General features: G+C 34.7%; 15 protein-coding genes, 2 tRNA genes, 2 rRNA genes and 1 pseudogene. 9 read left to right on the plus strand and 11 right to left on the minus strand.

Annotated elements, in window-relative coordinates; translation table 11 throughout:
• Positions 1–200: 200 nt before the first annotated feature.
• The 6 genes from CDV25_RS04590 to CDV25_RS04615 form a co-directional block, all read right to left on the minus strand.
• Positions 201–3615, minus strand: a 23S ribosomal RNA gene (locus tag CDV25_RS04590).
• A 189-nt stretch (positions 3616–3804) separates the two neighbouring features.
• The gene (locus CDV25_RS04595; protein WP_108910959.1) at positions 3805–4440 is read right to left on the minus strand and encodes a LysE/ArgO family amino acid transporter; all 636 of its coding nucleotides are present in this window, start codon (positions 4438–4440) and stop codon (positions 3805–3807) included.
• 167 nt (positions 4441–4607) lie between these two features.
• Positions 4608–5042, minus strand: a complete 435-nt coding sequence (locus CDV25_RS04600; RefSeq protein WP_108910960.1) for a hypothetical protein — start codon at positions 5040–5042, stop codon at positions 4608–4610.
• A gap of 317 nt (positions 5043–5359) precedes the next feature.
• Positions 5360–5435, minus strand: a tRNA-Ala gene (locus CDV25_RS04605).
• A gap of 183 nt (positions 5436–5618) precedes the next feature.
• Positions 5619–5695 (minus strand) — tRNA-Ile (locus tag CDV25_RS04610).
• A 93-nt stretch (positions 5696–5788) separates the two neighbouring features.
• Positions 5789–7285 (minus strand): 16S ribosomal RNA (locus CDV25_RS04615).
• A gap of 1525 nt (positions 7286–8810) precedes the next feature.
• Between CDV25_RS04615 and CDV25_RS04620 the strand changes: the two genes are divergently transcribed.
• Positions 8811–9290 carry a hypothetical protein gene (locus CDV25_RS04620; RefSeq protein WP_108910961.1) on the plus strand — a complete coding sequence of 160 codons (480 nt, stop codon included), beginning with the start codon at positions 8811–8813 and terminating at the stop codon, positions 9288–9290.
• 14 nt (positions 9291–9304) lie between these two features.
• Here the strand turns inward: CDV25_RS04620 and CDV25_RS04625 are convergent, their stop codons facing one another.
• From CDV25_RS04625 to CDV25_RS04635, 3 genes and pseudogenes are all read right to left on the minus strand, one after another.
• On the minus strand, positions 9305–9817 hold the full coding sequence (locus tag CDV25_RS04625) for a hypothetical protein (RefSeq protein WP_108910962.1): 513 nt from the start codon (positions 9815–9817) through the stop codon (positions 9305–9307).
• Positions 9784–10260 (minus strand): annotated as a pseudogene (locus CDV25_RS10830) (LPP20 family lipoprotein); the annotation flags it as partial. The pseudogene CDV25_RS10830 and the gene CDV25_RS04625, both read right to left, overlap by 34 nt.
• Before the next feature lie 176 nt (positions 10261–10436).
• Positions 10437–12353: a motility associated factor glycosyltransferase family protein gene (locus CDV25_RS04635; protein ID WP_108910964.1), complete on the minus strand. Its 1917-nt coding sequence runs from the start codon at positions 12351–12353 to the stop codon at positions 10437–10439.
• Between the two features lie 340 nt (positions 12354–12693).
• Here CDV25_RS04635 and gdhA point away from each other — a divergent pair, with 340 nt between their 5' ends.
• From gdhA to CDV25_RS04650, 3 genes are read left to right on the plus strand one after another with little or no spacing between them, the layout of a single operon-like run.
• Positions 12694–14049, plus strand: a complete 1356-nt coding sequence (gdhA, locus tag CDV25_RS04640) for an NADP-specific glutamate dehydrogenase (RefSeq protein WP_108910965.1) — start codon at positions 12694–12696, stop codon at positions 14047–14049.
• Positions 14042–14869 (plus strand): DNA ligase, encoded by an 828-nt coding sequence (locus CDV25_RS04645; protein WP_239056426.1) that lies wholly within the window; start codon positions 14042–14044, stop codon positions 14867–14869. Before gdhA ends, CDV25_RS04645 begins: the two co-directional genes overlap by 8 nt.
• Before the next feature lie 47 nt (positions 14870–14916).
• The gene (locus CDV25_RS04650; protein WP_108910966.1) at positions 14917–15552 is read left to right on the plus strand and encodes a MarC family protein; all 636 of its coding nucleotides are present in this window, start codon (positions 14917–14919) and stop codon (positions 15550–15552) included.
• Here the strand turns inward: CDV25_RS04650 and CDV25_RS04655 are convergent.
• A complete protein-coding gene (locus CDV25_RS04655) occupies positions 15549–16622 on the minus strand; it encodes a UDP-N-acetylglucosamine--N-acetylmuramyl-(pentapeptide) pyrophosphoryl-undecaprenol N-acetylglucosamine transferase (protein WP_108910967.1) in 1074 nt (357 codons plus the stop codon). The two genes, CDV25_RS04650 and CDV25_RS04655, sit on opposite strands and share 4 nt — an antisense overlap.
• A 189-nt stretch (positions 16623–16811) precedes the next feature.
• On the opposite strand from CDV25_RS04655, the gene CDV25_RS04660 reads away from it, so the two are divergent.
• The 3 genes from CDV25_RS04660 to CDV25_RS04670 are packed head-to-tail and all read left to right on the plus strand — an operon-like array spanning position 16812 to position 18062.
• Entirely contained in the window at positions 16812–17288 is a 477-nt protein-coding gene (locus CDV25_RS04660; protein WP_034554394.1) for an acyl-CoA thioesterase, read from the plus strand.
• Positions 17289–17321: 33 nt separating this feature from the next.
• Positions 17322–17600: a hypothetical protein gene (locus tag CDV25_RS04665; protein ID WP_108910968.1), complete on the plus strand. Its 279-nt coding sequence runs from the start codon at positions 17322–17324 to the stop codon at positions 17598–17600.
• Positions 17601–18062 carry a tRNA (cytidine(34)-2'-O)-methyltransferase gene (locus CDV25_RS04670; RefSeq protein ID WP_108910969.1) on the plus strand — a complete coding sequence of 154 codons (462 nt, stop codon included), beginning with the start codon at positions 17601–17603 and terminating at the stop codon, positions 18060–18062. It abuts the gene before it with no gap.
• On the opposite strand, the gene hypA is transcribed toward CDV25_RS04670, so the two are convergent.
• The gene (gene hypA / locus CDV25_RS04675; RefSeq protein WP_108910970.1) at positions 18048–18392 is read right to left on the minus strand and encodes a hydrogenase/urease nickel incorporation protein HypA; all 345 of its coding nucleotides are present in this window, start codon (positions 18390–18392) and stop codon (positions 18048–18050) included. The two genes, CDV25_RS04670 and hypA, sit on opposite strands and share 15 nt — an antisense overlap.
• A 109-nt stretch (positions 18393–18501) precedes the next feature.
• Here hypA and argF point away from each other — a divergent pair, with 109 nt between their 5' ends.
• Together argF and CDV25_RS04685 are read left to right on the plus strand one after the other, a co-directional pair.
• Positions 18502–19422, plus strand: coding sequence for an ornithine carbamoyltransferase (gene argF, locus CDV25_RS04680; RefSeq protein ID WP_034554400.1), 921 nt, complete (start codon positions 18502–18504; stop codon positions 19420–19422).
• Complete coding sequence (locus tag CDV25_RS04685; protein WP_108910971.1) at positions 19401–19832, plus strand: DUF2603 domain-containing protein; 432 nt, start codon at positions 19401–19403, stop codon at positions 19830–19832. The genes argF and CDV25_RS04685 overlap by 22 nt, the downstream gene beginning before the upstream one ends.
• The last annotated feature ends 2 nt before the right edge of the window (positions 19833–19834 follow it).

The following is a 19834-nucleotide window of genomic DNA, read 5'->3' on the forward strand; positions in this document are numbered from 1 at the left end:
ATTATATTTGTATTATCAATACTTGTAGGCTTACTTTTATTCTATAAATAATAATTTATCAAGCACAATAAAGGTTTTATACTTCTTTTTTCTTAAAAGCTTCTATTTGTTATTAAAAATATATTTAGAATTTAAGTAATAATCAATCTAACTTTAAAAAGATTGGAGTGTATTTACACTCATTAAGGCAGTGGCTTTTATCAATTAAGCCAAACGGTCTATTAGTAGTAGTCAGCTAAACATATTACTATGCTTACACCTCTACCCTATCAAGCAAGTAGTCTTCTTGCGACCTTCAGGGAGAGTTCATCTTGGAGTTGGCTTCACGCTTAGATGCTTTCAGCGTTTATCACATCCATACGTAGCTACGCTGCGATGCCCATAGCAGGACAACAGCTACACCAGTGGTATGTCCATCCCGGTCCTCTCGTACTAGGGACAGATCTCCTCAACTCTCCTACGCCCACGGCAGATAGGGACCGAACTGTCTCACGACGTTCTGAACCCAGCTCGCGTACCGCTTTAAATGGCGAACAGCCATACCCTTGGGACCTGCTCCAGCCCCAGGATGCGATGAGCCGACATCGAGGTGCCAAACCTCCCCGTCGATGTGAGCTCTTGGGGGAGATCAGCCTGTTATCCCCGGGGTACCTTTTATCCTTTGAGCGATGACCCTTCCACACAGAATCACCGGATCACTATGACCGACTTTCGTCTCTGCTTGACTTGTTTGTCTTACAGTCAGGCTGGCTTATGCCATTACACTCTTCTTGCGATTTCCAACCGCAATGAGCCAACCTTTGCAAGCCTCCGTTACTTTTTAGGAGGCGACCGCCCCAGTCAAACTACCCACCAGGCATTGTCCTACTAGAGGATAACTCTAGCTAGTTAGCAGACAGAAACATTAAGGGTGGTATCTCAACGATGGCTCCATCTCTACCAGAGTAAAGATTTCATAGCCTCCCACCTATGCTGCGCATAATGCTCCCATCGGCAGTGCCAAGCTGTAGTAAAGGTCCACGGGGTCTTTCCGTCTTGCCGCGGGTAGGAGGAATTTTCACCTCCACTACAATTTCACTGAATCACTCTTTGAGACAGCTCCCATCTCGTTACGCCATTCATGCAGGTCGGTATTTAACCGACAAGGAATTTCGCTACCTTAGGACCGTTATAGTTACGGCCGCCGTTTATTCGGGCTTCAATTCAAAGCTTTGCATTGCTGCTAACTAATCCTCTTAACCTTCGAACACCGGGCAGGCGTCACACCTTATACTTCCTCTTACGAGTTTGCAAAGTGCTGTGTTTTTGGTAAACAGTCGGGAGGGACTCTTTGCTGAGACCACATTGCTGTGGCACACCTTATCGCGAACTTACGGTGCTAGTTTGCAGAGTTCCTTAAAGAGAGTTCTTTCACGCGCCTTAGAATACTCATCTCATCTACCTGTGTCGGTTTACGGTACGGGCAATATTAGCTAAACTTAGAGGCTTTTCTTGGCACGACGATCTTAATGATTCTCCTATCCATCCGAAGACTTCAAAGAGCCTGTTGGGTTTGGGAAAAGGAAGCGGATTTGCCAATCTTCTTACTTGCACCCTTCGACCAAGACTTCTATCACTTGGCTCATCTTGACCCTATGCGTCCCCCCATCGCACACTAATATTGGTATTGGAATATTAACCAATTTTCCATCGACTACCCCTTTCGGACTTGTCTTAGGACCCGACTAACCCTACGATGACGAGCATAGCGTAGGAAACCTTAGATTTTCGGCGAAGTGGATTCTCACCACTTTTATCGCTACTCATTCCTGCATACTCACTTGCATACGCTCCACCACTCCTTACCGGTATGGCTTCGACGCTGTATGCAACGCTCTTCTACCACTGTGCATCAGCACAATCTACAACTTCGGTGTCTATCTTAGCCCCGTTATATTTTCTGCGCAAAATCACTAGACCAGTGAGCTGTTACGCTATCTTTAAAGGATGGCTGCTTCTAAGCCAACCTCCTGGTTGTCTGAGTAACTTCACATCATTTTCCACTTAGAATAGAACTTGGGGACCTTAGTTGGTAGTCTGGGTTGTTCCCCTTTTGACGATTGATTTTATCACCCACCGCCTGACTCCCAAGATACGGTAATAGGTATTCGTAGTTTGACAGGGGTTGGTACCGCGGTGAGCAGCCCTAGCCCAATCAGAGCTCTACCCCCTATTACTATCACTTGAGGCTATACCTAAATATATTTCGAAGAGAACCAGCTATCACTGAGTTTGATTGGCCTTTCACCCCTATCCACAGCTCATCCCAACCCGTTTCAATGGGTACGAGTTCAGTCCTCCGGTGGGTGTTACCCCACTTTCAACTTGGCCATGGATAGATCACTCAGCTTCGGGTCTGCAGCATCTGACTAAACGCCCTATTCAGACTCGCTTTCGCTATGGCTTCACATTGGTTTAACCTTGCCAGATACCACAACTCGCAGGATCATTATGCAAAAGGCAGTCCATCACCCTTGTGAGTCTCACTAAAAAATTAAGCTAAATTCGGCTTGTGGGAATCTACGAAAAAGTCTTAGTCATTACCGCTACGTAACTCCTTGCGACTTTTTCTTGATAACCCACATCTTATCCACAATGCTAGAATTTCTAGCTGTTCTTATTAAAAGATTCAACTCTAATGGAATCTTAAAGATTAAGATTCTCTCTATTGTTGTTTCGCAAATAAGAAACACCCTATAGTGCAGTATTTTAGATAAGAAATGTGCGTTGTGAAGTTTTTTGCACGGAGACTAGCCTTAGGGCTATCGCACAAGCAAAAAGCGAACTCACACATCTTTAGCTCAAAAGACAAGCCTCTCTAATTTCTTAATGAGACCCACAATAGGGCTCTGAATGATTGTAGGCAAATGGTTTCAGGTTCTATTTCACTCCGCTCACTGCGGTTCTTTTCACCTTTCCCTCACGGTACTGGTTCGCTATCGGTGTAGTAGTAGTATTTAGGGTTGGAGAGTGGTCTCCCCTGCTTCAGCCCGGATTTCACGTGTCCTGACCTACTCTGGATACTGCTACCTAAAAATACATTTTCATATACGGGACTATCACCCTCTATGGCTATCCTTTCCAGAATGTTCTATTAATGTATTTTAGTGGATATTGCAGTCCTCAACCCCCAATGCAAGCATTGGGTTTGCCCTTTTCCCCTTTCGCTCGCCGCTACTAAGAGAATCTCGTTTGATTTCTTTTCCTCTAGTTACTGAGATGTTTCACTTCACTAGGTTCGCCTGTGAGCAACAAAGAATAGAAAAGATTTTATTATTCTTAATCTAGAAAATTACTAAGATTAAGATATTGTATAAAAGTATTTATAATCTTTAAAGACTGACTATAAAGATTAAAGTCTCTTAACAAAGTTTTAAAAATTAGAAAGATTTCTTATACTTTCTTTCTACTCTTTGTTACTCACATAGCTAGTATTGCTACTAGCTGGGTTGCCCCATTGGGAAATCTATGGATCAAAGCTTCTTGACAGCTCCCCATAGCTTATCGCAGTCTAGTACGTCCTTCATCGCCTCTACTACCCAAGGCATCCACCATCTGCCCTTTATAAGCTTAACTGAGTTTTTAATGATTATTCTTAACGCCACTGCCTTAATGAATGTAAATCCATTAAGACAATCTTTAGTTTTATGCGTGATTGTAGTTATTACTTAATATAGGCTTTAACAATAAGTTGTCAAAGAACATCATTTTTTAAAGACAAAGTTTGAAAATACAAAGATGGTGTTTTAAAAAATGGAAGTGAAATTATACAATAGGAAGCTTAATAGAAGATGAAAGGGAAACATAGCGGATAAGTGAGAAAGCTATAAAAAACATTATAATTGCTATAAGAATATCTATTGTTTTAGTCATTTTAATAAGAATCTGACTTAACTTCAAAGCACCATACCCCAAACCAAAAAACCATAAGAAAGATGCAACTAATGCTCCAGAGGCAAAAATAATTTTTTCATCAAAGCTAAACATTAATACAGCAGCACCTATTACAAAAACGGTGTCCAGATATACATGGGGATTTAAAAGTGTAACGGCTAAAGTCAATAAAATTGTTTTTTTAAGGGATAATTTATTTCCTTGAGAAATTTCAAAGCTTGATTGAGATAAAAAGGCAGATTTTAAAGAAAGAAACCCATAATAAAGAATAAATAAAATCCCAAGTATGGCGATAGTTAGATTAATAACAGGATTCTTTGCGAAAAATTCCCCTATTCCAAATACTCCAAATCCCATTAAAACAACATCACACAAAAAGCAAATTCCACTAACTATAAAAATATGATTTTGACTTATACCCTGTTTAATAATAAAAGCATTCTGTGCACCAATAGCAGCGATTAAAGAGAAGGAGAGCAAGAAACCTTTAAAGAAAAGCAATATCAATTTTCCAATCCTTTAATTAAACTTAATACTTGATTAAAATATTTCTTATCCACAAAAATATAATCTCTATTGAAAGCTGATACCACTAAATATACTAATATTATTTTCTTTATAAAGTTTTAAAACTTTATAAAGAATTCCACTTTCATTTAAATCATTTAATTCATCTAAATAAAATGCTTTAAAGATGGGGGAATACTCTCCTTTATAGACAAAAGTAATAATACTAAAACTAATCTCAATAAGGTTGTCATCAAATAATTCATTAGGCAATTCTTTAAACTTTCTTGCATAGTGCCTGTAATCTGATTTTCTAGTGAATTTGCATTCACTTGGACAAAGGGGGGGCTTGGAATCCTTAGAATATTAATATCTTTTTCCTTAATTTTGATTCTATATTCCGAAATTAAACGCTTTCTACTAGAAACAAAAGAATCTAAAGTTTTAGTGATCCCATTAGGCAAATCTAAAGAAGCAATATCTATTGTGTAATCTTTGGATTTTAATAAATTATTTTGGAATAAGAAGTCAATTTTTCTCTTATGCAACAAATAGTAATCAGGTTGGAATTCACCATAAAAAGAAGCAATTTTAGACTTCAAAGTAACAATATCTACCCCTATATCTTTATAATCAAATAAAAGATAGGTATGGTAAATTTCATATTAATATTCCTTAAAGAGAGTTACACTCTTAACACATTTTACTTAAAATTTTTAAGATTTTAATGTAAATATTTAACCCAAAAAGAAAACTCATACAAAGAAAGAATCTTTTATTTTCTACTTTATCTCTAAGTCTTAATCTTACTTTTATACTACTTTATGCATAACATAAAAGGATATATTATTAAACACTTACATAAGAATCTTTAGATTTTCTATTATTTGATTACATTCACTTCATCAATGCTATATTTTGGTGGAGAATAGCGGGATCGAACCGCTGACCTCCTGCGTGCAAAGCAGGCACTCTCCCAGCTGAGCTAATTCCCCAAGAGGACTATTAAATGAGAATCTAGTTTTTCTATTCTTTCTCTTAATAGTTTGATAATTTAAAATTGGTTATTTTTGATGAGAAAGTGCTGATTGTGAATTGTTTTTGAAAGGAGTTACCAAATAGGTAATAACCAAAAAAACAATAAAGAATCAGTGCTTTATCGCAAAAAGAACAATTTTTGGTGGGCTTAGGAGGACTTGAACCTCCGACCTCACCCTTATCAGGGGTGCGCTCTAACCACCTGAGCTATAAGCCCCTACTTTTAAAGCCAAACAATCTCTGACAACTAAGCAGGAAAAAGAAAGATGTAACATAAACTAAATAAACAAATATTTAGTTAATTCTCTTGAAAGGAGGTGATCCAACCGCAGGTTCACCTACGGTTACCTTGTTACGACTTCACCCCAGTCGCTGCATCCGCCGTGGGCGGTAGCCAGTTTGGCATTCCGACTTAAGGCGAATACAACTCCCATGGTGTGACGGGCGGTGAGTACAAGACCCGGGAACGTATTCACCGCAACATTGCTGATTTGCGATTACTAGCGATTCCAGCTTCATGTAGTCGAGTTGCAGACTACAATCCGAACTGAGAGAAGTTTTTGAGATTTGCTCCATTTCACAATATTGCATCTTTTTGTACTTCCCATTGTAGCACGTGTGTAGCCCTAGGCGTAAGGGCCATGATGACTTGACGTCATCCTCACCTTCCTCCTCCTTACGGAGGCAGTCTCCTTAGAGTGCTCTACCAAATAGTTAGCAACTAAGGACGAGGGTTGCGCTCGTTGCGGGACTTAACCCAACATCTCACGACACGAGCTGACGACAGCCGTGCAGCACCTGTTTTCAAGCTCCCTAAAAGGGCACTCCCATATCTCTATAGGATTCTATCAATGTCAAGCCTAGGTAAGGTTCTTCGCGTATCTTCGAATTAAACCACATGCTCCACCGCTTGTGCGGGTCCCCGTCTATTCCTTTGAGTTTTAATCTTGCGACCGTACTCCCCAGGCGGAATGCTTAATGCGTTAGCTGCATTACTGCAGAGACAAGCTCCGCAACAACTAGCATTCATCGTTTAGGGCGTGGACTACCAGGGTATCTAATCCTGTTTGCTCCCCACGCTTTCGCGCATCAGCGTCAGTTATGTTCTAGCAGGTCGCCTTCGCAATGAGTATTCCTCTTGATCTCTACGGATTTTACCCCTACACCAAGAATTCCACCTACCTCTCCCATACTCTAGAATAACAGTTTCAAATGCAGTTCTATGGTTAAGCCATAGGATTTCACATCTGACTTGCTATTCCGCCTACGCGCTCTTTACGCCCAGTGATTCCGAGTAACGCTTGCACCCTCCGTATTACCGCGGCTGCTGGCACGGAGTTAGCCGGTGCTTATTCGTTAGATACCGTCATTATCTTCTCTAACAAAAGGAGTTTACAATCCGAAAACCTTCATCCTCCACGCGGCGTTGCTGCTTCAGGGTTTCCCCCATTGAGCAATATTCCCTACTGCTGCCTCCCGTAGGAGTCTGGACCGTGTCTCAGTTCCAGTGTGTCCGTTCACCCTCTCAGGCCGGATACCCGTCATAGCCTTGGTGAGCCATTACCTCACCAACAAGCTGATAGGACATAGGCTGATCTCATAGCGAAAAACTTTCCCCCGTAGGGAGTATCCAGTATTAATCATCGTTTCCAATGGCTATCCTAGACTATGAGGCACATAACCTATGCATTACTCACCCGTGCGCCACTAATCCACTTCTAGCAAGCTAAAAGCTTCATCGTTCGACTTGCATGTATTAGGCACGCCGCCAGCGTTCACTCTGAGCCAGGATCAAACTCTCCAAAAAAGTTAGAAGTTTATCTCTTTAATTAATTGGGATATAAACTTCTAAGGATAAGGAGTATGGCAAACTAAATACATAGTAAGCCACTCTCCCTATCAAAGTTTAAACTAAACATAAATTAAACATAAACTCTTCTAACAAAAGTGTTATTCATTGAAAGATTAAAGATATGATAATCAATGATAATGAAAAACTCTTTAGGATTTTTAAGTATTCTTGAAGTCTTGAAGTTTAACTTAAGAAGTTTCTTAAAAATTAAGAATAAGAATCTAATTAATTTCTTTAATTAAAAGCTTTAATGTAGATTCTTAGCTTTGGATTAGTTTGTCCTAAAATCTCAAAATCTCTGTTTAAACTTTTGTTTTACAAGCATTAGAAGTTAAGAAATCTTTATTGGTTATCTCTAAATTAAAATAATATAATAGCTAGTAATTACTAGCTAATAAGATTCTAACCATAGCTATTGCAATTAGATACTTAAATCTCTTTAACTCTTATAAAACACCAAAGTAATAAATGAGTTCTCTATTATGATTTTAGAAAATTCAATAAGAAATGTCTTTCTTTAAGAATTTCCTGCTTAGTTGTCAAAGATCATTTAACTTTAATGTGGTAATACATTAAAAGATTAAAGAACATTTTTACATCTATTTGAGTTATTGAAATTTCTTTAAGGCTAAATCTTGGAATGCTTTCATTCTTAAAAGAGATACTAAAGCTTTATAATAGAGCATTACCTTATTAAAAAGATGGATAATGTCTCTTTAGTTTTCTATTTTTATCAATAGAAGTAGGGAATGCTTCATTGTATTTCTTAAGCTTCTTTATTGAATATTAAAAACTTAAATGTTTAACTTTAAGCCTTTAATAAATATTAAAAACTTAAGGCTTTAACTTTAATTTAAATACAACCTTTTAAATAGTTAAGTTACTAATTCTAGTTTAACTTCATTAAAAGTTTAAGGAACTTATCTCTATTAATATCCTAAATCAAGCTGAATTTTCAAAGAACCCTTTTAAAATGCAAAAAAGGAAGTGAAATTATAGTAAAAATAGCTTAATATGAGATTAAGGGGCGGATTAATGGATTAAAGGAGTTATAAATGTTCTATTAGGTTTTAGATAAATGATTGATTGAATTTCAAAGAAGATTGTTTGGTTAAGATTAGGTAGATAGATGAGTAAGTCAGTGGATTAAGTGGATTAAAGATTAAGTAAGTCTTGGGTGTTAAAGATTAAAGGGGACAGAGATAGTTAGGTATTAATGTAGAGCAAAGAGTAGAGATTAAAGGAGATATTAGGTGTTAAAGATTAATAAGTAGATATTAAAGATTAGAGGAGATATTAAGTATTTATTTAAGTTAGGTGTTGAGTAAGTATTAAGTGAATATTAAAGATTAAAGGGGATACAGAGATAGTTAGGTATTAAGTAGATGTTGTTGGTTAATTAAGAGAATGGGGGAGGATTTAGCTTTTGGAATAATTCTTGCTTGTTTAATTGGGAATATTTATTAACAAGGGATAATTAATGAATGTTAATGATAAAAATAACTCTATGTGGGGTTTATTAAATAAAGCTTATCAAAACAAAAACACAAATAGTGATAGTATTTCTGAATATTCACCAAAGAATAATTCTACTTTCAAGGCACAAGAAACAACCAAGACAGAATCTCTATTTAATATTTTTAACAATAAATCTAATCTCTATGCACCAAGCACAATTCAAGATTCCTTTGAAAAGAGTAATGCAATGACTAAAATACAAAATTTTGCTGCTACTTTTAATCAGAATTTATCGGAATTAGGAGAAGCGATGTATAACAATGGAATCATTACTAAAGAGGAAAAAATGGGATTTGATATTTTACAAAAATATAATCCCAGTTTAAATCCTCAACAAACAAAAAATATATTAGAAACTTCCAACTTAAGTGCAGAAAACTTACAATTATTAAAAAATCTTGATAAAAAAATCGGAGCTATTCGATATTTTGGAAGATTCTAAATCTCCCAAAAATTTCATTTTAAATTTTCTATTTTTAAAATAAATTTATTCTCTCTCTCTTCAAAGAATATTTCTTCTTTTGAGACTTCATAATAAATTTCAAGATTTCCTCTTTTTATGGTTTGATAAAAACCATTCTCCAAAAGCACCTTATTTTCTCCTAAAAAAATCTCTTTACCCTGCAAAAGAAGCCCAAAATCTAACCCTCTTAAGGAATCATCACCAAAATGCTTTCTTATTATAGTATCTTTGGCATAGCATTGTTGATTAAGGCAAATCTTATTTTTAAAACTTGAAAGAGAAAATAATAAATGCCCAGTATTAAAAATTTCTAAGGTTGTCTCATTAGGCAATACTTTAATAAAACCTGTATCATAGAATCGAAAATCTTTAGTGGAGAAAAAAATAATTTTAGGAGTGGTTTGTTGTAGCTTTGGACTATGTTTTGCACAACCCAAAACTATCAAAAAACCAAAAGAGAACAAAAGAATGGTTAAAATTCTTCGCCTGTTAAAATACGATACCATCTTTTTCCATCAAGTTTTAATTCCATACTTACTTGACATAAACCATCTTTATAAACAGTTTCTATAATTTCAGCATTCCTAATAATCGCCATTACTTTTGTTTTAACAGTAGAGTTTTTCAACACCATATCTCTCACAGTATCTTGAGCATTTACTCTAATTCCATACATTTTCTCCCCAATTTGCCTATAAGCATCTACAATTGCAGCTCTTTTAGCCAAAGCCAAAGCTTGTGCTGGAGATAATGTAGATTCTGGAGCAACACCCATTCCAATAGCATTAATTTCAATAATACTTGATGGAGTAATCATTGGGGCATTGGGGATAACTATATCATCTCCGCCCGCTTCAATACCTTGTAGAGGCACAGCAGGAGTATTTGAGTTTCTATGATTTCCTTGAAATTCTGTATTACCCACTGGACTTGTTATTGTATAGTTTGTTCCATAACCTGCTGTAGAAGCTATTTGAGGACTATCTACTAAAGTAGTAGTTTGAGCAACTGCTAAACTTGAACCAAAAAGCATTCCTGCTAAAACTAATGAAATTGTTTTTTTTGTGATCATTCTAATCCTTTTGATTTAAGATATATTTTAAGAAGCAATTAGCATTCCAAATTTCATTTTACAAGTATTTCCCTTAAATTTCCCACCATTTTTTCCATTCCCTCCTCATAAAGTTCTCCTGCTCTTTGCCAAAAACTTTGCATATCATCATAAGGTAAATGAATACTCGCTAAAGCTAAAGTATAAAGAAAATGACTTAAAGAACCTCCAAATAAAATCCCAATAAACGCATTTTTTTGTTCAATAGCAGATATTTCATCATAGATAGCATCTACCTTAGAAAATAAATCAATTTTAGAATGAACCTCTATTTTAAATAAATCAGAAATCTTGTTTTTAAAAACAATTATTTCAAAGAGATATTTTTGCGTATCTTTTGTATAAAATTGCTCTTCTTTAGGATCTTTAAAAAGTGATTTTAACTGAGAGATGGCTTCTTTTTTATTAATGGATCTTAATTCAAAATCTTCAAAATGTGTAGGAATGGCACCTTTAATATACGCCCCATCATTTAAATTTAAAATACTAAAGGGTTTTAATATCTTAAAAGTCTCCTCTAAAGAAGTTCTTGAGAGTGAATAAAGTGCGTCTGAATAAATATCATTACTAAAATTCCCATCAACCCTATAAGCATCCTCTGGTATTATTTCTTGCTCTTCTCCATAATAAGAATTTGCAGCGTGTTTTTTCACCCCTTTTTTATACCCACAATCAAGCCCACATAATATCACATCACTTCCTAAATAACTTGCTAAAGCAGCACCTGCATTACCAACTAAAGGAGCGGTAAATTTCACTTTAAACCTTGGCTCATTAAGGTTCGCCGCACTAGAGCCATCACGTTCAAACATATAAATTTCTTTTGCTACCTCTTTAGCCTTTCTATCAAGCACAGAAGCACAAAGTAAAGGTATATTATCTAAAGGAGCTTCTCTTAAAATCCCATCTAAATAATCATGCCTTTCTATTTCTATTTGAAAATCTGGCTTGATACCAGCTTTTAATAAAGGCTTCAAAGCTGTCCCACAACTAAAAATAATCATTTTACCTTGGTTTTCTTTAATGAAGGGCAATAAAAAATCAAGGCTTGGACCCGTAGCGACAACACAAATAGGAGCATTCACCCTTTTAGGTTCTATCAACATAGGATTAAGAGTAAAACTTCTCTTATTAATAATCCCTTTCATCTCATCTTCATAAGTTCCCCAACCTCTAAGAGATTGCGAATGTAACTCATAAACCAAAGCACGAGCACTTTGTGTAATGGGGGTTTGATACATCACAAGCTCAAACCTCATAATAGCCGTGCTAATCCTACGAGAAGCAAAAAAATTCAAAGCATAATTTCTTTGCATAATGCTTTCTATAAAAATATATCCCCCCTTACGCTCTACCTTGCTAAATAATAAAGCAAACTCCACAAAAAAACAAGAAATGCGGAATAAATCTAAAGATTCTTCAAAAATAAAAAAATTATTAATTTTTTGATACTTCTCCACCAAAATTTGCAAAAAGATTCCACCACCTAGCCCAAAAAGGCTAAGATTAGGCAGAAAGTTACTTGGCAAATGATAATGCTCAATGCCCCCATTATTAAGAGCAAAATTTAAAATCCCATTGACCCAAATAGAACTATAAGGGAATCTTTCATCCATCATTGACATTTTATTCCCACAAACACGATTCCATTTATCATTAATAGGAGGTTCAAAGGCTAAATTTTCGTGAATTGTAAGCATAGTAGATTGTCCATCTTCTAAAGGATAGAGCCAAGCATTATTTTGGAGATTAATTATATTTACCCCTTCTTTACCAATATAAAGTTGATATTCTTTAGAGGGTTTTTGCAAAGCTTCAAAAATAGCAGAGTTTTCTTGCTGAAAGAATATCAGATTCTCTCTAAATCTATTTTGACAAAAAACTTCAATTTCCTCACAACTGCTATTTTTTAACAATTCTATAATTTTCATAATATTTAATTCTAACTTCCTTCCTTAAGGCTTTAGTGCATAAAATAATAACATATTCCCATACTTTAATCTCCATTAAATAAGAAGAATTAAAATATTTTAATTCTTTAATTAATATAAAAATTAGAGTGCTTTAACCCTCATCTTTTAACCCCCCCCCCCACTATTTTTAAAAATTAGCACAATGCTATCAATAACTTCACAATAATTCTGCTAATTCTTACACAAAAATACTAATTATAAAATATAGCTTAAAAAAAAAATTAGTTTTATAAGCTTATATTAAATAAAGTTTTAATAGAATTTTGACCATAAAATTTCGGCTAAAAAAGGAGCAATTATGTCTTATGTGCAAAATATCATTCAAAAAGTACAAAAACTCTATCCTGACCAAATAGAGTTTCATCAAGCAGTCAGAGAAGTTTTAGAGTCCATAGAACCTGCTTTAAAAAAGGATAAAAAATACGAGAAGTTCAAAGTTTTAGAAAGAATAGTGATTCCAGAAAGACAACTAAATTTTAGAATAACATGGGAAGATGATAAAGGAGAGATTCAAGTTAATAGAGGATACCGAATAGAATTTAGTTCACTTTTAGGACCTTATAAAGGTGGTTTAAGATTTCATCCTAGTGTTACAGAGGGGATTATTAAATTTCTAGGTTTTGAACAAATTTTCAAAAACTCTCTAACAGGTTTAGCAATGGGAGGAGGAAAAGGCGGAAGTGATTTTGACCCTAAAGGCAAAAGTGATAGAGAAGTTATGCGATTCTGTCAAGCCTTTATGAATGAGCTTTATCGCCATATCGGGGCACATACAGATGTTCCAGCAGGAGATATTGGTGTTGGCGGAAGAGAAATTGGCTATCTCTTTGGGCAGTATAAAAAACTTACTAATCGTTATGATGGTGTTTTAACCGGTAAATCTTTACTTTGGGGTGGAAGCTTAGTAAGGACAGAAGCAACAGGCTATGGAAGCGTGTATTTTGCAGAGGAAATGTTAAAGCACAGCAAATTTGGGACTTTAGAGGGCAAAACTTGCTTAGTTTCAGGAAGTGGAAATGTGGCTATCTATACCATTGAGAAACTCCAACAATTAGGGGCAAAACCTGTAACTATTAGTGATTCAAAAGGTATGATTTATGATGCAAATGGCATTGATTTAGCCCTTCTTAAAGAGATTAAAGAAGTTAAGCGAGAAAGTCTTGAAACCTACGCAAAAACAAAAAAAAGTGCAAAATGGACAGGTATAAAAGACTATCCAAAAGATTATAATCCTCTTTGGGGGATTCCAGCATTTGCTGCATTCCCAAGTGCTACACAAAATGAACTTAACGCAAAAGACGCTGAAAATCTGCTCAAAAACGGATGTAAATGTGTTAGTGAGGGTGCGAATATGCCATCAACTATTGAAGCTGTCCATAAATTCATTGATGCAAAAATCTGTTATGGTCCGGGTAAAGCTGCTAATGCTGGTGGAGTAGCAACAAGTGGTTTAGAAATGAGTCAAAATGCCTCTATGACTGCTTGGAATTTTGAAGAGGTGGATAAAAAGCTTCATAATATTATGAAACATATCTATACAAGTGCAAGTGAAGCTGCAAAAGAATTTAAAGACCCTACCAATTTAGTATTAGGAGCTAATATTGCAGGCTTTAGAAAAGTTGCTAATGCGATGATTGAGCAAGGTCTTGTATAAAATATTTCTTTTATTACTAGTATTTTTAGGTTTAGATTCCTTATATGGGGAATCTTTAACTTTTAAGACCTATTCAAAAGACTCCTTTGTAATAACTCCAACCTCCCTTATGAGCGAAAAACTTGATGGGATTCGTGGAATTTGGGATGGAAAAACTCTCATTAGCAAAAATAATTATCCCATAAATCCCCCTAAAGAATGGCTAGAGAACTTTCCGCCATTTAGTCTAGATGGAGAATTATGGCTATCTTATAATGCTTTTGAAGAGACTTCAAGTATTATTCGTAATTCTAAATCTACCTTAAAAGAGTGGAAACAAATTACTTATTATGTCTTTGATGTGCCTAATATTTGTGAAAAATGTAACCTAAAAGAACGTTTAGGGATTTTAGAGGAATATTTAAAATCTCATTTCACGCCGCAAATAAAAATAATTCCACAAATTCCTATCCAAAACCAAGAGCATTTACAATCTTATTTTCAAGAAATTTTAGCAAGAAATGGTGAAGGATTAATTTTGCGGGATAATATTAACTCCAATATCGCTTATAAATACAAAGCCTATGAAGATAACGAATGTGAAGTTATAGGTTATACGCAGGGCAAAGGGAAGTTTAAAGGACAATTAGGTGCCATTCTCTGTCAAGCATTTATTGATGGTGCTTATAAAACCTTCAAGATTGGTTCAGGCTTTAGCAATAAAGAGCGAAAATCTCCCCCTCCTCTTCACTCCATTATTACTTACAGATACTTTGGCTTCACAGCAAATAAGCTACCAAAATTTCCTATTTTTTTAAGAATTCGCGATAAAAATTTTTAACAAAAATGTTACAATTATATTCTAATCCTTAAAATAAGGAATAAATTATGTTAGTTGAGATTCAATCCGAACTTTACTTCATACTCCTCGCTACCATTGCTATTATAGCGGTTTTAAACCCTTTTGGAAATCTCCCACAATTTCTTGATATGACAGAGGGATTAGCACTTAATACTAGAAAAGATCTTTTTAGAAAAATACTCTATACAGCCTTTGTTATTGTTATGGTTTTTTTATTTTCTGGTTCTTTTATTATGACTTATCTTTTTAAAGTCGATATTAATCACTTACGAATTGCTGGTGGCTTATTGTTAATCATAATTAGCCTTAAAAGCCTTATTATGCCCAAAAAAGAAGAAGAATTTTCCCATTACCAAAATTTAAGTAAAAACGAATTACTTAATCGAAGTGTTGTCCCTATGGCTTTTCCTATGTTAGTTGGCCCTGGGACACTCTCTACTATTACGGTAATTGCTGAAGAAAGTGGTTTAGTTATTACTATCTTTGCCATCATAGTAGCTTTTATTTTTATGCTGATTTTATTCCATTATGCTACAACCATTGAACACATTATTGGAAAACTCATCTTACAAGTCTTTTCAAGAATTGTCTTAGTTTTTATTATGGCAATGGGGGTAAAAATGATGATAACAGGTTTTAAATTTCTCCTTCATCTCGCCTAGATATTCTTTAAAATTATTTGTAAGATATTTTCTGTAGCATTACTGGAACATTGTTGTTGCAATTCTTTACTTATTTGGCTTATTTTCTCTTCTTCTAAATACCCCAAAATATCCCATAATACTTCATCAAATAAATTTTTTTCTTCACATAAAAACCCTAAATTCTTATTTTCTAAAAATTTTGCATTAAAATATTGATGATTACTAGCCGCATAAGGATAAGGGACAAACAAAGAGGGCAACCCATTAGCACATAACTCCCACAATGAACTAGCACCTGCTCTTGAGAGTGCAAAATCACAGATTCTAAAAATCTTTGGCATTTGTTGGCTAAACTTAAACAAACATATATCAAAATCACCCTCTAAATTATCCCCATCCTCAAAAACCATTAATTTTAGTTTAAGGGATTGATATTCCTTATATACTCGTTCAAAATCTCTTTTACCACATTGATGATAAATCCTTATTCCTCTAGCTTTCATATCCTCTGCCACACTTAAAGCAAAGTTATTAATCGTTCTAGCTCCTTGCGACCCTCCCATAAATAAAACATTTATCACCCTATGCCTTATTCTAGCGGTTTGAAAAAATGCTTGATTAATAGGATAAAATTTAGTAGGCGAAGTATCCAAATAAGAGGAGAAAAAAAGTTTTGCATAAGGCTTTAAAAGAGTATTTAATCGTCCAATTTTTGCATTTTGTTCATGAATGATTAAAGGGATTTTCAAAACAATAGCAGCAAATGCTGCAGGTGCTGCAGAATATCCTCCCACAGAAAAGACAAAATCAATCTTTTCTTTCCTTAATATTCCTAAAACCTCATAAAAAGCACTAAAGTGATGCCAAAGAGACCTTATTTTACCTATTCCTTTTTGATTAACAACCCCACAAGTCTTTAAAAAGTATTTTTGAATAAAATAAGGATTATTTTCAAAATAGATTCTATCCTGTCCTGCATTACTCCCTATAAAAATACATTCTAAGCCATTTTTAAAACATTCTTCTAAAAAAGCTTTTGCAACGCTTAAATGTCCTCCTGTCCCACCACCTGTAATAACTACTTTCATTAAATTCCTCTAAAACTTTATTAAAATCTTAACACAAGAATACTTTAAAGGCATAGCAACTTCTTAAAATGTGTAGAATATGCAACCTCTTATGACAAAAGTTTAAATAAAATAATACTTTTTTACAAAAAGTATTAAAAATAATTGTAAAATCTCCTTAAAATACACCAATATCATAAAGGCTTAAATATGGAAGAAATGAATATTCTTGATAAAAAATCCCTATCAATGTCTATCTTAATGACCCCTAGTATGGCAAACTTCCGCGGAAGGGTTCATGGTGGAGATATTATGAAGCTTATGGATCAAGTTGCTTATGCTTGTGCGGCTAGATATTGTGGCAAATATGCAGTTACACTATCTGTTGATAGTATTACCTTTAAACAACCCATAGCTGTAGGCAATCTTGTAACCTTTAACGCATCGGTAAATTACACCGGCACTAGTTCTTTAGAAATAGGCATTAAGGTTATTGCTGAAGATGTTTATAATCATTCTAATACTCATACTAATAGTGCCTACTTTACAATGGTATGTGTTGATGAAGAGGGCAAACCTGCTAAGGTTCCAGAATTCATCCCGCAAACCGATGAAGAAAAAAGGCGACATAAAAACGCTATTAAACGCAAAGAAGTAAGAATGGAATTAGCCAATAAACAAATGTGATTTTATGTTACAATTTCTCCTCTTGGAGGGATTATGCCAAACCAACAAAACAATATACAAAATATTCAAAATACAGTGATAACTAACCATCTAAACCGACTTTTTAAAAAAAACTCAAAAGCCATTGCGCTACTTTTTAAAGCCCTCATTAGAGGTGAAAAACTTTATCCCAAAGATGTCCTATTAAAACCTAGAGAAGAAAAAACTTCACAAACCAATAATAAATCCCTATCAAAACCCCAAAACTCAAAGACAGATTCTAAGCCATTAACAAAAACCCTCACAAAACCTCCCCTTAATATTGAAGGATAAATGCAATTCCATATCGTCCTCCATCAGCCAAGAATACCTCAAAACACAGGAAATATAGGAAGGCTTTGCTTTGCAAGCAATTCTATTTTGCACCTTATTCACCCCTTAGGTTTCAAAATTTCTGCAAAGGAACTCAAAAGGGCTGGAATGGATTATTGGAAAGATTTAGAATTTTATGAGTGGGATAATTTTAAATCTTTTCTAAACTCCGCTATTGCCTTAGAGCATTTTTACCTCACTACCAAAAGCACCTTAGCTTACTATAAAGCAGACTTAAAAAATGGTGCATATTTACATTTTGGGAGAGAAGATGCTGGATTAAATCCCTCTTTACTCGCTCAATACCCCAAACAAACACTCACTATTCCTATGCAAAATAATGCAAGAAGTTTAAATCTTGCGACAAGTGTAGGGATTGTTCTTTATGAAGGCATTAGGCAACGCGATTTATTCCATCTCTAAACGCAATAAAAGCATTTCATTGCCCTCTATTATTGCAACTGATGAAGAACCACACAAAGGGCATTGTGTATAATTTATCCCTACAGCTTGACTACTTTGCTTACAATTCTCACAAAATAGCTTCACTTTAACCAATCTAATAAACAATTCAGCATCTTCACAAATGCTCCCAATCTTAAAATCCAAAAATGCTCTTTTTAATAAATCCGCATTTACTCCACTCCTCTCCCCAATTTCTAAATGGATAGCTAACACCTTACTGGCTTGATTATCTTTAGCAATTTGCTCACAATTCTCAAGCAATGAGGAGACTACTGAAAATTCGTGCATACTTTTTCCTACTATTTCTACAAATTAAAATATTTTTAGTTATCATATTGTAAAATATTTTTTTTAATCTTAAAAACACTAGAAATTTTAGATTTTTGCAAGGCAATCAATGAGACATTTTCTAACTTTAGCGGATTTTAGCAAAGAAGAAATTTTAGAAATTTTACAAATCGCTAAAAAGCTCAAAAAAGAGCTAAAAGATGGTCAATATAGCAATCTTTTAGAAAATAAAACCTTAGGAATGATTTTTGAAAAAAGCTCCACAAGAACTCGTGTAAGCTTTGAAGTGGGTATCCACCAACTAGGGGGTAAAGGAATCTTTTTATCAAATAATGATATACAACTTAGTCGTGGGGAACCCCTTAAAGATACCGCTAGAGTGCTCTCATCTATGGTAGATATGATAATGATGCGAACCTTTAAACATTCAAGCCTAGAAGAATTCGCACAATACTCTAGTGTGCCTGTAATTAATGGCTTAACCGATGACTTTCACCCTATGCAATTACTCGCAGACTTTTTCACAATGCAAGAATGCCATAAAGATAAAAACCCTATAGTAGCATATATCGGAGATGGGAATAATATGGCACATTCTTGGTTAATGCTTGCTGCAAAACTTGGGTTTGAATTAAGAATCGCCTCCCCTAAAAATTACCAAGTTTCACCAAAAATTCTGCAACAAGCCCAAGCATTCGCTAAAATTTCTGGCTCAAAGCTATTAATAATGCAAGACCCTAAAGAAGCAATTTTAAATGCAGATGTTGTTACCACAGATACTTGGACTTCTATGGGACAAGAAAAAGACAAAGAAATGCGAAAAAAAGCATTTAAAGGCTATTGTGTAGATAAAGCACTTTTATCCCTAGCAAAACAAGATTCTATCTTTTTGCACTGCTTACCCGCCTATCGAGGAGAAGAAGTTACGCAAGAAGTTTTAGAAGGCACACAGAGTAAAGTTTTTTTAGAAGCAGAAAATCGCTTACATATACAAAAAGGAGTTATGGTTTGGCTACATCAAAATCGTTAATACAACACAAAGAAACAAATTGCTACCAAAAACTTAAACAAGCAATTACACAAACTCACAAATATGTCTCTGATTTACCAGAATCTCTTCAAGACTTCCCCAAGGATTCTTTAGCCTATTGTCTCAAAGATAACAATAATGAAGAATATTACCTACTCTCTACAAAAATTGTTAAAGCCCTTATGGAATCTGCAAAAAAGTTAGAAGAGGATAAATACCTCTTTAAATTAGAGCAAGAAATCTACAAGAGTATGCCTATTGATTTTGATGATGTTTGGTGCATTGCCTTAAAAGAAATCAAAAATTACAAAAAAGACCCCAAAAAGATTATCCAAAATATCAAAAAACGTTATCCCTATTTATTTGTAAATTTTGATTTAAATAATTCTATGAATAACATAAGAATATAACT

Source organism: Helicobacter apodemus (assembly GCF_003097575.1).
GTDB lineage: Bacteria > Campylobacterota > Campylobacteria > Campylobacterales > Helicobacteraceae > Helicobacter_D > Helicobacter_D apodemus.

Excerpts from the sequence above, each read along its gene's own strand:
- CDV25_RS04655 (WP_108910967.1), bottom strand. The coding sequence starts at position 16,622 with ATGAAAGTAGTTATTACAGGTGGTGGGACAGGAGGACATTTAAGCGTT.
- CDV25_RS04660 (WP_034554394.1), top strand. The coding sequence starts at position 16,812 with ATGGAAGAAATGAATATTCTTGATAAAAAATCCCTATCAATGTCTATC.
- gdhA (WP_108910965.1), top strand. The coding sequence starts at position 12,694 with ATGTCTTATGTGCAAAATATCATTCAAAAAGTACAAAAACTCTATCCT.
- CDV25_RS04665 (WP_108910968.1), top strand. The coding sequence starts at position 17,322 with ATGCCAAACCAACAAAACAATATACAAAATATTCAAAATACAGTGATA.
- hypA (WP_108910970.1), bottom strand. The coding sequence starts at position 18,392 with ATGCACGAATTTTCAGTAGTCTCCTCATTGCTTGAGAATTGTGAGCAA.
- CDV25_RS04635 (WP_108910964.1), bottom strand. The coding sequence starts at position 12,353 with ATGAAAATTATAGAATTGTTAAAAAATAGCAGTTGTGAGGAAATTGAA.
- argF (WP_034554400.1), top strand. The coding sequence starts at position 18,502 with ATGAGACATTTTCTAACTTTAGCGGATTTTAGCAAAGAAGAAATTTTA.
- CDV25_RS04625 (WP_108910962.1), bottom strand. The coding sequence starts at position 9,817 with ATGGTATCGTATTTTAACAGGCGAAGAATTTTAACCATTCTTTTGTTC.
- CDV25_RS04670 (WP_108910969.1), top strand. The coding sequence starts at position 17,601 with ATGCAATTCCATATCGTCCTCCATCAGCCAAGAATACCTCAAAACACA.
- CDV25_RS04620 (WP_108910961.1), top strand. The coding sequence starts at position 8,811 with ATGAATGTTAATGATAAAAATAACTCTATGTGGGGTTTATTAAATAAA.
- CDV25_RS04650 (WP_108910966.1), top strand. The coding sequence starts at position 14,917 with ATGTTAGTTGAGATTCAATCCGAACTTTACTTCATACTCCTCGCTACC.